Origin of the sequence: Mesorhizobium sp. BR1-1-13 (assembly GCF_020165515.1) — a bacterium.
Lineage (GTDB): Bacteria > Pseudomonadota > Alphaproteobacteria > Rhizobiales > Rhizobiaceae > Mesorhizobium.
This window is the reverse complement of sequence record NZ_JAIUIH010000009.1, coordinates 203387-216941: the sequence shown is the minus strand read 5'-3', so window position 1 is coordinate 216941 and position 13555 is coordinate 203387. Positions and strand designations below refer to the sequence as shown.

13 protein-coding genes are annotated in these 13555 nt (G+C 63.7%); 3 read left to right on the top strand and 10 right to left on the bottom strand.

The features are described 5' to 3' along the window. The first annotated feature begins 82 nt into the window (after positions 1-82). Both LB533_RS21350 and LB533_RS21345 read left to right on the top strand, forming a co-directional pair. Positions 83-1093 (top strand): NADP-dependent oxidoreductase, encoded by a 1011-nt coding sequence (locus LB533_RS21350; RefSeq protein ID WP_224678187.1) that lies wholly within the window; start codon positions 83-85, stop codon positions 1091-1093. A 67-nt stretch (positions 1094-1160) separates the two neighbouring features. Beyond that, positions 1161-1466, top strand: coding sequence for a putative quinol monooxygenase (locus LB533_RS21345; RefSeq protein WP_140640056.1), 306 nt, complete (start codon positions 1161-1163; stop codon positions 1464-1466). 156 nt (positions 1467-1622) lie between these two features. Here LB533_RS21345 and LB533_RS21340 read toward each other — a convergent pair whose 3' ends face one another. The 4 genes from LB533_RS21340 to LB533_RS21325 all read right to left on the bottom strand — a co-directional run bounded on the left by LB533_RS21340 (position 1623) and on the right by LB533_RS21325 (position 5794). Then, the gene (locus LB533_RS21340; RefSeq protein ID WP_224678186.1) at positions 1623-2903 is read right to left on the bottom strand and encodes a cysteine desulfurase-like protein; all 1281 of its coding nucleotides are present in this window, start codon (positions 2901-2903) and stop codon (positions 1623-1625) included. Positions 2904-2950: 47 nt separating this feature from the next. Further along, complete coding sequence (locus LB533_RS21335; RefSeq protein ID WP_140496993.1) at positions 2951-3625, bottom strand: amino acid ABC transporter permease; 675 nt, start codon at positions 3623-3625, stop codon at positions 2951-2953. A 157-nt stretch (positions 3626-3782) separates the two neighbouring features. Then, positions 3783-4580, bottom strand: coding sequence for an ABC transporter substrate-binding protein (locus tag LB533_RS21330; RefSeq protein ID WP_140640052.1), 798 nt, complete (start codon positions 4578-4580; stop codon positions 3783-3785). Between the two features lie 437 nt (positions 4581-5017). Continuing rightward, positions 5018-5794 carry an HpcH/HpaI aldolase family protein gene (locus LB533_RS21325; RefSeq protein WP_140640050.1) on the bottom strand — a complete coding sequence of 259 codons (777 nt, stop codon included), beginning with the start codon at positions 5792-5794 and terminating at the stop codon, positions 5018-5020. A gap of 125 nt (positions 5795-5919) precedes the next feature. Here LB533_RS21325 and LB533_RS21320 point away from each other — a divergent pair, with 125 nt between their 5' ends. Next, on the top strand, positions 5920-7011 hold the full coding sequence (locus LB533_RS21320) for an LLM class flavin-dependent oxidoreductase (RefSeq protein ID WP_140640048.1): 1092 nt from the start codon (positions 5920-5922) through the stop codon (positions 7009-7011). A gap of 261 nt (positions 7012-7272) precedes the next feature. On the opposite strand, the gene LB533_RS21315 is transcribed toward LB533_RS21320, so the two are convergent. The 6 genes from LB533_RS21315 to LB533_RS21290 form a co-directional block, all read right to left on the bottom strand. Continuing rightward, positions 7273-7668 carry a RidA family protein gene (locus tag LB533_RS21315; RefSeq protein ID WP_140640046.1) on the bottom strand — a complete coding sequence of 132 codons (396 nt, stop codon included), beginning with the start codon at positions 7666-7668 and terminating at the stop codon, positions 7273-7275. A gap of 57 nt (positions 7669-7725) precedes the next feature. After that, positions 7726-8874, bottom strand: a complete 1149-nt coding sequence (locus tag LB533_RS21310; RefSeq protein ID WP_224678185.1) for an acyl-CoA dehydrogenase family protein — start codon at positions 8872-8874, stop codon at positions 7726-7728. A gap of 237 nt (positions 8875-9111) precedes the next feature. Continuing rightward, positions 9112-9924: an enoyl-CoA hydratase family protein gene (locus LB533_RS21305; RefSeq protein WP_140640042.1), complete on the bottom strand. Its 813-nt coding sequence runs from the start codon at positions 9922-9924 to the stop codon at positions 9112-9114. After that, complete coding sequence (locus LB533_RS21300; protein WP_224678184.1) at positions 9921-10391, bottom strand: MarR family winged helix-turn-helix transcriptional regulator; 471 nt, start codon at positions 10389-10391, stop codon at positions 9921-9923. The genes LB533_RS21305 and LB533_RS21300 overlap by 4 nt, the downstream gene beginning before the upstream one ends. Then, positions 10385-11158, bottom strand: coding sequence for an SDR family NAD(P)-dependent oxidoreductase (locus LB533_RS21295; RefSeq protein ID WP_224678183.1), 774 nt, complete (start codon positions 11156-11158; stop codon positions 10385-10387). Before LB533_RS21295 ends, LB533_RS21300 begins: the two co-directional genes overlap by 7 nt. Beyond that, the gene (locus LB533_RS21290; RefSeq protein ID WP_224678182.1) at positions 11155-13449 is read right to left on the bottom strand and encodes a bifunctional salicylyl-CoA 5-hydroxylase/oxidoreductase; all 2295 of its coding nucleotides are present in this window, start codon (positions 13447-13449) and stop codon (positions 11155-11157) included. Before LB533_RS21290 ends, LB533_RS21295 begins: the two co-directional genes overlap by 4 nt. Positions 13450-13555 lie beyond the last annotated feature (106 nt).

The window sequence follows — 13555 nt, the reverse complement described above, 5'->3', positions numbered from 1 at the left end:
TAAGCGCCATCTGCGCCGATTATCAACCAGCGGTGATGCCACTAGATCTGCTCCGGCGACATGATGAGCGGAGATTTGACCGATGAGCGACAAGATGAAGGCAGTCCGTCTGCATGCATTCGGTGGTCCCGAGGTGCTGGTGTACGAAGACGCGCCGAGGCCGGATGTGAAGCCCCACGAGGTGCTCGTCCGCGTCCAGGCAGCGGGGCTTAATCCGCCCGACTGGTATCTGCGGGACGGCTATCGCGCCCTGCCGCCAGAATGGCGACCCAACGCATCCTTCCCACTGATTCTCGGCACGGACGTGTCGGGCGTCATTGAAGCGGTTGGCGCCAACGTCGCTGAGTTCAGCATCGGCGACGAGGTCTATGCAATGGTTCGCTTTCCCCATGACCTAATGACGGGTAGCAATGCCTACGCGCAGTATGTCAGTGTGCCGGCAACGCAGCTTGCGTTGAAACCAGCCGGCATCGACCATATTCATGCGGCCGGCGCGCCGATGTCGCTTCTGACGGCATGGCAGTTCTTGATCGAACTTGGCCACGACGGGCCGAATCCGTTCCAGCCCTTCCGGCATGAGCCGGTGCCGCTCGACGGCGAGACGGTGCTGATCAACGGCGCCGGAGGCGGTGTCGGGCATCTGGCTGTCCAGTTGGCGAAATGGCGGGGCGCTCGCGTCATCGCGGTGGCATCGGCCAAGAACGAGGGGCTGATGCGAGATCTCGGCGTGGATCAGTTCGTCGACTACAAGACGACCGCGACCGAAGAAGTCGTCCGAGACGTCGACCTTGTCCTCGACGCGGTGGGCGGCGCGGACATGGAGCGCTTCTTCCATGTTCTGAAGCCGGGCGGCGCGCTGTTCCTGATCAACCCGCTGGGCTTCACGGGTCACGAGGAGGCAGAGAAGCTGGGAATCACGGTCTCATCCACACAGGTTCGATCCAATGGCGCGCAGTTGGCAAAAGTCGCCCGCCTGCTCGACGGCATTGTGCGTGTCGTCATCGACAGCACATTCCCGCTGGCCGAGGCATCGCGCGCGCACCAGCGCGCCGCTGACGGCAGTATTCAAGGCAAGATCGTGCTGGCCGTCTGATTTGTTGCTTTCAGCCGACCGATCGTCGGAAGTGCAGACGGTCGAGCGGGATCCACCAAGGTAAGCCATGATGCTGATTGTTACCGGCTATATGTATGTCGAGCCCTCGTCGGTCACCGAGTTTGTCCAGGATCTCCAGAACCTCGCCATAGCTACGCGGCAGCGGGACGGAAATCTTTCCTATGACGCGGCTGTGGACGATCCGCTTGCGGGCCGCCTCCTGGTCGCCGAGCGGTGGAGAGACCAGGCCGCACTCACTGCACATCTCCATGCTACCGACACGATGGCGTTCGTTGGTCGATGGGGCGACATCATTAGGGGTGAGATTCTCAAATACGACGTCCTGCGCAAACGTGGCTTGATGGACGAGTAGCAAAGTACGCCGGTGAGCGTAGAGCGGCAGTCGGATCGTCTGCATATCTGCGCTCGCAACCGGCGCAGTGGACGGCAGCTATCGGCCCCGTTCCCGCCGTTCCGAAACGAATATCCGAAGGGCCGCTTACGGCCCCCTCCTAGACCGATCGCCGGATCACGACAGCTTGGCGATAATCGCCCGCAGTGCGTCGCCGAAACGGTGCACCTCCTCCACCGTGTTGTAGTGCACCAGCGAGGCGCGGATTGCGCCGCTGTCCATCGACAGGTTGAGGCGCTTCATCAGGCGCGGGGCGTACATGTGGCCGTCGCGGATGCCGATCTGCAATTCAGCCATTTCCTCGACGATCCGCTGCGGCGACAATTTGCCGATGTTGAAACAGAAGGTCGGCACGCGTTCGTTGATGCGGGCCTCCTCGGAAACGCCGTAGATCGTTGCCCCGCAGCTCTTCAGCACAGCCAGCATCTCGCGCGCCAGCACCAGCTCGTAGTCGCGGATGGCGCCCATGCCGGCGACGATGTTTTCGCGCCGCGAGCGGTTGTTGGACGGGGCAAGGTTGCGGCCGATGAGTTCCAGATACTGGACCGCCGCATCCATGCCTGACACGTTCTCGTAGATGAAGGTGCCGGCCTCGACCTTGTAGGGCGGCTCGTCGGGGATGAAGTCCTCGCGGAAGGTCGGCAGCCGCTTCAGCGTTTCGAAGCGGCCCCACAGGAAACCCATATGCGGCGAGAAATTCTTGTAGCCGGAACAGACGAGATAGTCGCAATCCCAGGCCTGTACGTCGATCAGCCCATGCGGTCCGTAGTGCACGCAGTCGAGGAACACTTCGGCGCCGGCGGCGTGCGCGATTTTAGCCACCGAAGCCACGTCGACGATCGAGCCGATGGAATGCGCCGTCACCGTGCAGGCGACAAGCCGGGTACGATCGGAAACAAGCGGGCGCAGATCGTCGACATGCAAATTGCCGTCTTCGCGCATGCGCCACCACTTGAACTTGGCGCCGGCGGATTCGAGCGCCAGCCATGTCGCGATGTTGGCGTCATGGTCCATGTCGGTGACGACGATCTCGTCGCGCTCTCCAAGCATCTGGCCGATGCCGAGGCTGACCAGGCGGATGAACGAGGTGGCGTTCATGCCGAAGCAGATCTCGGATGGGCTGTAGGCATTGATCAGCAGTGCCACGCTTGTCCGCGCATCGGCGACCGACTGATCGACAGTGACGCTGCGGCCATAGCGGCCGCCGCGCTGCACATTGTGCGAAACCAGATGGTTGGTCACCGCGTCGAGCACGCTCTGCGGGATCTGCGCGCCGGCGGCGTTGTCCAGGAAGATGAAATCGCCTGCCCGCTGCAAGGCGGGAAACATCGCCCGGATTCTTTCAACAGGGAACGCGCCGGAAGTGCCGGTCGCATTGGCGGCTTGATGCTTGTTCATGGTCGTCTCCTGCGAAGTGCTCGGTAGATGGGAAATTGTAGGCGCGGTCAGCGCGTCTTCTCGGTTTTGAAACGGTCTTCAAGCAGGCTGACGAGGCGAACCATCGGCCACAGGAAGATGAGATAGACCAGCGCCGCGCCGATCAGCGGCGAGGGATTGGCGTAGAGCGACTGGGCATTGGTCGCTTCCTTCAGGAGTTCCGGCAGCGCCACGGTGGAGGCGAGCGAGGTGTCCTTGAACATCGAGACGCAGTTGCTGGTCATAGGCGGGATGACCACGCGCACCGCTTGCGGCAGCACCACCTTGCGCAAGGTCAAAAGGAACGGCAGGCCGAGGGCCTGCGACGCCTCGAACTGGCCGCGCGGAATGCTTTCGATGCCGGAGCGGAACACTTCCGCCGAATAGGCCGACATGATGATGGCGAAGGCCGTCACGGCGGAAGCCCAGGACGACAGGCGGATGCCGAGGAAGGGCAGCGCGTAATAGATCAGGATCAGCACCACCAGCACCGGCAGCGCGCGGAAGATGTCGGTGTAGCCGACCGCCAGCCACCTGAGCGGCTTCGGCGCATAGAGCCGCAACAGGCTGATAACCAGGCCGATGGGGATGCCGATGCCGATGCTGAGCAGCCCGAGCAGCAGCGTGTTGAGAAAGCCGCGCAGCAGCGCCGGCAGACTGGACGCGATGACGTCGGCGTTGAAGAAGGTATCGAGCAGCGACATGGGAGGCTTTCCCGAACCGTTTGGCGTCCCTGACGCCGGAGCAGAGGTCCGGAACAGCGAAAGCGGTTTTGCCGCGCCGTGCTGCTTCCGGGAGGTTGTGTATCAAACGGAACGTGCCGGCCTTTCGAGCCGGCACGTTCTCCTTGGCGGCCGCCGCTCAGGCCTTCGGCACCGGCATTTCCTTGGCGGTCGAGGAATCGGCGGGCGCGTCGCTGCCGAACCACTTCTTGTGGATCGCGGCCAGCGTGCCGTCCTTCTTCATCGCCGTCAGCGCGTCGTTCAGCTTGCCGAGCAGCGGGTGGTCCTTGGTCATCATCAGCCCGTACTGTTCGCCGGTCTTGATGCGTTCCTTGACGGTGAGATCCTTCATCTTGGTGAAGGAGTACTGCATGCCCGGAATGTCGCTGACAGCCGCGTCGATGCGCCCGGCACTGAGATCGAGCAAAAGGTTCTGCTGCGTGTCATAGCCCTTCACGTCGCTGAAGCCGTCGGCTTCCTGATGTGCCTTGACCCAGGTCTCGCCGGTCGAGCCGGACAGCACGCCGACGATCTTGCCCTTGAGGTCGGCCTCGGCCTTGATCGGGCTGTCGGTCTTGGTGGCGATGCCCATATCGGAATCATAGTAAGGCTGCGTGAACGACTGCGATTTCAGCCGCTCCGGCGTGATGGTGATCGACGAGATGGCGACATCGATGCGTTTCGAGGTGGTGGCGGCGAACAGCGCCTGGAAGCCGAGATCGGCGATGTCGGTGGTCATGCCGACGCGCTTTGCCGCTTCGTTGACGATGTCGACTTCAAAGCCCTCGAAAGTGCCGCTCTCGTTCTTGTATTCGAAGGGCGGATTGGTCGGGTAGGCGCCGACATTAAGCACATCGGCGGCATAGGCGGTTGCCGGTCCGGCGGCGATGCCGATGGCGGCCGCGAGCAGGATGAGATTGCGACGGGTCAGGCTCATTGTTGGTCCCTCTGGGGTGTTCCCTCTGGTTGTTGATCGGGCGGGCTGATGCCCGCACGGTTTCTTGCCGCCACACCTCCCAGCGGGGCGTCAATTCATGCTCCCCGCCATGCGGTCGGGCGCTGTCCGGTCGCGGCAGACGCACATGGGCGGGAAGGCGAGATTGGCGATGCTCTCGGTATGCGGATCGTGGAACTGGCGCGCGCATGCCATCGCAGGCATAGCGTGCTGGAGGATGACTGGGGGCAGCATGAACGACAAGGACTGAAACCCTTTGATCCCACCCGATGCACCACGATGGATGTCCGGCAAGCCCGTCCGGAACGGCAGTCGCATCGATCTAGGAATGCTTATCCAAACCGCGGCAGTTTTCAAGGCAAAAGTTTTAAGCTTAAAAAGTTGGGCGGCGACGGCGCCTGGAGTGCCTTTCGATAGCGCTAGCTGCGGCCGCTCCTGCCCAGTTCGGCATCCGCGCCGGCTTTTCCGGCGGCAGCGCCAGTTCCCAGAAACATCGTGTCGCTGGCCAGGATGAAGAAACTGGCGCCGAGTGCCGCCCATCCGGCGACATCCTGCGGCCTCGCGCAGAAGATCCCGGATGTCCTGCCATGCGCGATCGTCGCACCGATGATCCTGCGAATCGCTTGCGCGAGCTTGTCGGCGCCTTCCGGGCCGATCGCATCGATCGACACGGAGAGATCGCCGGGCCCGACGAAAATCACGTCGACGCCCTCGACGGCGGCGATCGCCTCGATATTGGCCAGCCCTTCCGATGTCTCGACCTGAACCGCCACGACGATGCTGTCATTGGCCTGAGCAAGATATTCGGAGATGCGGTAGCCATAGCCTGCGGCCCGTCCGGGCCCGACGCCGCGCTCGCCGGTCGGCGGATAACGCGAGGCCTTCACCGCCGCCTGCGCCTGGGCTGATGTCGAGACGCGCGGGACGAGCACGCCTTGCGCGCCGCTGTCCAATGCCGCGGCGATCGCTTCCGGTGCATGGCCGGGCACGCGCACAATGGCCGGCACGCGATGGATGTCGGCGGCGCGCACCATCGTCTCGATCATGTCGCGCGAAATCTGGGCATGTTCCCAATCGATGCAGAGAAAATCGAGACCGGACTGCGCCATCACCTCGACCGCAACCGGATGCGGAATGGCGGCAAAGGAACCGACGAGGCTTTCCCTGCCGATGCATTTGTGGCGAAACCCGCTCATCGCTCCATCCCTTTGTTGTCGTGCCGGAATTCATATCCGCAAACAGCGGCGAGGCGAAGCTATTTCAGGCTTGAAATATTTTCGCGCGGGCCTAGCGTGTCGATCTCCCGCCGCGAGTTCCGGACATGATCAAAGCGCATCCCCTGGACGGCCCAAACAGACTGAAGCTCGGCGTCTTCTCGACCAATGCCGATGGCGGCCTTGCCATATCGGATGTGCCTGAACGCTGGACGGCAAGCTGGCAGGATAATCTGACGGCGGCGCAGATCGCCGACCGTGCGGGGCTGGAATTCCTGCTGCCGATCGCGCGCTGGCGCGGCTTTGGCGGCCGCAACAAGGTGCGCGAATGGTCGTTCGAGACCTTCACCTGGGCGGCGGCGCTCAGTGTGGCCACCGAGCGGGTCGGCCTGTTCATGACCGTGCATGTGCCGCTTATGCATCCGCTCTATGCCGCCAAGGCATTGGCGACGGTCGACCATATCAGCCAGGGCCGCGCCGGCCTTAACATCGTCTGCGGCTGGAACCCGAAGGAATTCGGCATGTTCGGCACGCCGCTGGTCGAGAAGGGGTATGATCAGGCCGCCGAATGGATCGACATTCTGGAAAGGCTTTATGCGTCGGCTGAACCTCTCGACTATGAGGGCACTTATTATCGTCTCAAGGAAGCCGTGAGCCGGCCGGCCAGCCTGCAAGTGCCGCGACCGGTGACGATGAACGCGGCTTTCGGCGGTCCGGGCCGCGATTTCGCCGCCGCCCGTTGCGACTACCTGTTCACGACCTTTTCCGAGATGGCCGATGCCGGCAAACATGTCGCCGATATTAGTGAGCGGGCCGACAAGGCTGGCCGCGAGGTCGGCGTCTACACCGTGGCGCATGTCGTCTGCCGGCCGACGATGGAGGAGGCGCAGGCCTACTACACACGCTATGCCGTCGATCTGGCCGACCGCGAGGCGGTCGATGCCCATATGGCCGGCAAGAAGGAATTCTCGCGCTCGCACGACCCGCATGCCTATGACCGCTACCGCCAGCGTTTCGCCGGCGGCGCAGGCACCTACCCCTTGATCGGAACGCCCGAAACGATCGCCGCCGACATGGCCGCCATTGCCGGGCATGGCTACCAGGGCATTGCGTTGTCCTTCGTCAACTACACGCAGGAATTGCCTTATTTCTGCGATCACGTGCTGCCGCTGCTGGAGCGGGCCGGCCTTCGCGAATAGATTATTCCAGCTAGCCGAAGTCGTCATCCCAGGGAGGAGCAGGAGCCGAAGCTCCGTCGCGAAGACCCTGGGATCCATGCCGTTACATTGGACGCAGAGCGCATCGGTGCAGAATTCTGGACCGCAGCGGCGCTTTGGCTTCACGGCATGGATCCTGGGGTTTGCGCTGCGTCGCTGCGCTCCTTGCTTCGCCCCAGGATGACGAAGCGATGGACGACTATTCCAAGACAATTGGTCGGTCATTCCGGGACAACCGATAGATTATTCCGGGATGACGGCGGTGGCCTGGATCTCCACCTTGGCGCGGTCCTCGACCAGCGCCACCACCTGCATGGCGGCCATCGCCGGGAAATGCCTGCCGATCACCTCGCGATAGGCTTCTCCAATGCCCCTGAGGTTGGCCAGATATTCGCTCTTGTCAGTGAAATACCAGGTCATCGACGTGATGTGCCGCGGCTCCGCGCCGGCCTCCGCCAGAACCGCCACGATATTCTGAAGCGTCTGCCGCACCTGTCCGACGAAATCGTCGGTCTCGAACTGGCACTGCCCGTTCCAGCCGACCTGTCCGCCGACGAAGACAAGCCGCCCGCGGGCCGCTACGCCATTGGCGTAACCGACCGGCTTGGCCCAGCCATCCGGCTGCAGAATCTCGTGCATTTCAAACTCTCCGCAATATCCGCGTTCGAAACAGTCCAAACCTTGACGCGACCGGGTTCAGGCAGCGCCCATCACCTGCCGCGCGATCACCACCTTCTGCACGTCGGAAGCACCCTCGTAGATGCGCAGCGCGCGGATCTCGCGATACAGGCTTTCGACGATGTGACCCTTGCGGACGCCGTCGCCGCCATGCAGTTGCACCGCTTTGTCGATCACCTCCTGCGCCTTGTCGGTGGCGAACAGTTTGGCCATCGCCGCCTCGCGCGTCACCCGCGCCGCGCCCATGTCCTTGGTCCAGGCGGCGCGATAGACCAGGAGCGCCGCGGCATCGACGTCGAGCGCCATCTCGGCGATATGGCCCTGCACCATCTGCAGCTCGGTCATCGGCGCGCCGAACAGCTTGCGTTCGGCCACCCGCTTGATGCTTTCATCGAGTGCGCGGCGCGCAAAGCCGAGTGCCGCCGCGCCGACGGTCGAGCGGAACACGTCGAGCACCGACATAGCGATGCGAAAGCCGTCGCCCGGTTTGCCGATCAGCGCCGAGGCGGGCAGCCGGACCTGATCGAAAGACAGTCGTGCCAGCGGATGCGGCGCGATGACTTCCAGGCGCTCCGCGATGCCGAGGCCCTTGCTGTCCCCCGGCACGATGAAGGCTGATAGTCCCTTGGCGCCGGGTGCCTCGCCTGTGCGGGCAAAGACGACATAGAGATCGGCGATGCCGCCATTGGAGATCCAGGTCTTTTCGCCCGACAAGATATAGCCGCCACCATCGCGGGTCGCGGTCATCTCCATATTGGCGACATCCGATCCCGAGCGCGGTTCCGACAGCGCAAAGGCGGAAATGACCTTGCCGGCGCGCGTCTTCGAAAGCCATTGCTGCTGATCCGGCGTACCGAACAGGCTGAGCGCTCCGGTGCCGAGCCCTTGCATGGCGAAGGCGAAATCGGCGAGCCCGTCATGCCGCGCCAGCGTCTCGCGCGTGATGCACAAGGTGCGCACGTCGAGCGGCCCGGGATTGTCGGTGTCGAGCGCCGTCGGTTTCAGCCAGCCGTCGCTGCCGAGTTTTTGCACCAGCTCGCGGCAGGCGGCGTCGACGTCATGGTGATCGACAGGCAGGTTCTTCGCGCACCATGCTTCCAGGCTTTCGGCCAGCTGGCGATGGCGGTCTTCGAAGAATGGCCAGTCGAGGAAGGAGCGGTCAGGCATTTCTGCCTCCGCTATTCTCCAGAGTCCGTGCTCTAGGGCGCCCCCCTCTGTCCTGCCGGACATCTCCTCCGCCGGGGGGGAGATCAATCCTCATCTCGGCTTTCGCAAATCGCCTGCGCCGCAGGATGGCTGCCGCCGCCGAAGCTGCCAATCTCCCCCCTGGAGGGGGAGATGGCCGGCAGGCCAGAGGGGGGCGCTGTCCCGCCGGCATGTCCTTCTTGAGCGAAGAAAACATCCTCAATCCCCCTCGAACACCGGCTTTTCCTTGGCGACGAACGCCTTGTACGCCCGCTCGAAATCGCGCGTCTGCATGCAGATCGCCTGTGCCTGCGCCTCCGCCTCGATCGCCTGGTCGAGGCCCATCGACCATTCCTGGTTGAGCTGCGTCTTGGTGATGCCATGGGCGAAGGTCGGGCCGGAGACGATACGCGCCGCCATATCGAGCGCGTCAGCTTCCAAGGAAGCTGCCTCTACAAGCCTGTTGTAGAACCCCCAGCGCTCGCCTTCGGCAGCCGTCATGGTGCGGCCGGTGTAGAGCAGTTCGGCGGCGCGGCCCTGGCCGATGATGCGCGGCAGGATCGCGCAGGCGCCCATGTCGCAGCCGGCGAGGCCGACGCGGGTGAACAGGAACGCGGTCTTGGCTTCCGGCGTGGCGATGCGGATGTCGGAGCTCATGGCGATGATGGCGCCGGCACCGACCGCCACGCCATCCACCGCCGCGATGATCGGCTTGCCGCAGTTCAGCATCGCCTTGACGAAATCGCCGGTCATGCGGGTGAAGGCCAGGAGCTGCTTCATGTCCATCTTGACCAGCGGCCCGATAATGTCGTGGACATCGCCGCCGGAGCAGAAATTGCCGCCATTGGACAGGAACACAACGGCGTCGACATCGTCGGCATAGACGAGGTCGCGAAACGTATCGCGCAGTTCCGCATAGCTTTCGAAGGTCAACGGGTTCTTGCGTTCCGGCCGGTCGAGCCGGATCTTGGCGATCCGCTCTTCGACCCGCCAGAGGAAATGCTTCGGCTTGAAGCCGGCCATCTTGCTCATTCGCGTCCCTCCCAGTTGCTGCGGAACGAGGTCAGCATGCCGGTCAGCCGGCGCGCGTCATCCTCGCTTACCTTGCCCAGCAATTCGCCGACCCAGCCCTCGTGTGCGGCAGCGATGACGGCGAAGGATTTGGAGCCTTCATCCGTCAGCCGCACCATCGAGGTGCGGCGGTCGCCATTGCGGCGGGCGCGGGCGACCAGCCCCTCGGACACGAGCCGATCGACGATCCCCGTCACATTGCCGTTGGACACCAGCAGGAAGCGCGACAGGTCGCTCATCAGCATGCCTTCGGGCACGCGGTAGAGCGCGGCCATCACGTCGAAGCGCGGCAGCGTCGTGTTGAACTCCTTCTTCAGGCGCTCGCGCAGTTCGGCCTCGATCGTGCGCGAGGCGCGCAGCAGCCTGATCCACAGCCGCAAGCGGTCCTTGCCGGGTCCCGACGGCGCGGGCAGGGGGCCGGCTACCATGTTTCGCCTCCTGAGATCGAAATTGCCTGTCCGGTGATCGACGCCGCCGCATCGCCGCACAGCCACAGCACGGCTGCGGCAATTTCCTGCGGCTGGATGAAGCGGCCTTGCGGATTGGTCGAGGCAAGGCTCGCCCGCGCCTGTTCAGTCGAGCGGCCGGTTTTTTCGACGATGCGCTGGAGGGACTGCTCCAGCATTTCGGTTTCCACGAAACCCGGGCACACCGCGTTGACGGTCACGCCGGACTTCGCCGTCTCGGCGGCAAGCGCCCGCGTCAGGCCGATGACGCCATGCTTGGCCGCCACGTAAGGCGCGACGTAGGCGTAGCCCTTCAGTCCGGCGGTGGACGCGATGAAGACGATACGGCCTGCCTTGCGCGCGGCCATGCCGGCGAGCGCCGGCTTCACGGTCAGGAAGGCGCCGGTCAGGTTGACGTCCAGCGTGTGCTGCCAGTCGGCCAGCGCGGTCTTGTGCGCCGGCGTGCTGCCCGCCATGCCGGCATTGGCGACGACGATGTCGAAAGGGCCTCGCGCCGCTTCAGCCGCCTCGTAAAGCGATGCCATCGCCTCCTCATCGGTGACATCGGCAGTGATGGCGAAAATGCGTTTGCTTTCGCCAGCCACCTTGGCCAGCTCCGCCTCGCGCCGGCCGCATATGGTGACGTCGATGCCGGCACCGGCCAGCGCCAGCGCAATGGCGCGGCCGACACCGGACCCGCCGCCGGTAACAAGGGCGTGGCTGCCGGCGATCATCGCGGCGGCCGTCATACTTTCAGCCCCGCCGCGGCGTCGCGTTCGGCCAGCCGGTAGGTCTGGTCGCGCCCGGGCAGATAGGGATCCGGCCATTTCACGCCACGGTCGCCGAGCGTCACCGCCGCATGCAGCGTCCAGTAGGGATCGGCGAGATGCGGCCGTGCCAGCGCCACCAGGTCGGCGCGGCCGGCCATCAGGATCGAATTGACATGGTCCGGCTCATAGATGTTGCCGACCGCCATCGTCGCCATGCCGACTTCGTTGCGGATGCGGTCGGAAAACGGCGTCTGGAACATGCGGCCATAGACCGGCTTGGCCAACACCGAAGTCTGGCCGGCCGAGACGTCGCAAATGTCGACGCCGGCCTCGTGCAGCAGCCGCGCGATCTCCACGGCGTCGGCGGGTGTCACGCCTTCGATGCCGACCCAGTCATTGGCCGAAATGCGCATCGAGATCGGCTTCTGCGCCGGCCAGGCGGCGCGCACTGCGCGGAAGATTTCGAGGGGATAGCGCATGCGGTTTTCCAACGAACCGCCATATTCATCCGTGCGCCGGTTGGTGACCGGCGTGATGAAGGACGACAGGAGATAGCCGTGCGCGGCGTGGATCTCCAGCATGTCGAAGCCGCAACGATCGGCCATCTGCGCCGAAGCCACGAACTCGTCGCGCACCCTGTCCATGTCGGCGCGGTCCATCGCCTTCGGCACCTGATTCTCAGGTGACCACGCGACCGCCGATGCCGCCATGACGGGCCAGTTGCCAGAGGCCAGCGGCACGTCGGTGCCTTCCCAGCCAACCCGTGTCGAGCCCTTGGCGCCGGAATGGCCGATCTGCGCGCAGATCTTCGCTTCGGTCTCGGCATGGACGAAATCGACCAGCCGTTTCCACGCCACCTCATGTTCGGGCGCATAGAAGCCCGGGCAGCCGGGCGTGATCCGGCCTTCGGGGCTGACGCAGGTCATCTCGATATAGATGAGCCCGGCGCCGCCCTTGGCACGCTCGGCATAGTGCGTGAAATGCCAGTCCGTCGGGCAGCCCTCGACAGCCTTGTATTGTGCCATCGGCGAGACGACGATGCGGTTGCTGAGCCGCATGTCGCGCAGCTTGAAGGGCGCGAACATCGGGGCGCGACGGAGTCTGTTGGCGCCGGCGCCCGCCTGGCGCTGGAACCACTCCTCCGCGCTTTCAAGCCACTCCGCGTCGCGCAGCCGCAAGTTTTCGTGGCTGATGCGCTGCGAGCGGGTCAGCAACGAATAGTTGAACTGCACCGGATCGAGGCCGAGATAGCGCTCGACCTCCTCGAACCATTCGAGCGAGTTGCGCGCCGCCGATTGCAGCTTCAGCACCTCGGTGCGGCGCGCATCCTCATATTTGCGGAAGGCGGCGTCGAGGTCCGGCTCGGTTTCGACATACTCGGCCAGCGCAACCGCGCTTTCCAGCGCCAGCTTGGTGCCGGAGCCGATCGAGAAATGGGCTGAAGCCGCCGCGTCGCCCATCAGCGCCAGATTCTCGTATGACCAGCGCTCGCACAGCACGCGCGGGAAATTGATCCAGGCCGACCCCCTGATGTGGTTGGCATTGGTCATCAGCGCATGGCCGCCAAGATGTTTTTCGAAGATGCGTTCGCAGACGGCGATGGATTCCTGCTGCGTCATCGCGCCGAAGCCGAAGGCGGCCCAGGTCTGTTCGCTGCACTCGACGATGAAGGTCGCGGTGTCGCTGTCGAATTGGTAGGCGTGCGCCCACACCCAGCCATGCTGGGTCTTTTCGAAAATGAACGTAAACGCGTCGTCGAATTTCTGGTGGGTGCCGAGCCACACGAACTTGCATTTGCGCGTGTCGATGTCGGGCTTGAAGATATCGACGAAACTGTTACGCGCCCTGGAGTTCAGTCCGTCTGCGGCGACGACCAGGTCATGCGTCTCCATATAGGGTTTGGGATCGGCGATGTCGGTCTCGAACATCAGCTTGACACCGAGCTCGCGTGCGCGCCGTTGCAACAGGATCAAGAGCCGCTTGCGGCCGATGCCGCAGAAGCCGTGGCCTGAGGATACAGTGCGCACGCCGTCATGGACTACGGCGATGTCGTCCCAATACGCAAAATGCTTCTTGATCCAGACGGCGCTGACCGGATCGTTTTTGGCCAGATTCTCGAGTGTTTCGGCTGACAGAACGACGCCCCAGCCGAACGTGTCGTCGGCGCGATTACGCTCGAAAACCGTCACATCGTTCGCGGCGTCCCTCAGCTTCATCGAAATGGCGAAGTAAAGGCCGGCTGGTCCGCCGCCGAGAACCGCAACCTTCATCTGTGCGATCTCCTCTTCGCTTGCTTGGTTTCAGTATCGCGCCGGGGCCAAGATATTTCAAGCTTAAAGTTTTATGCCGAAATGATTATGCGAAATAGCGGACCGC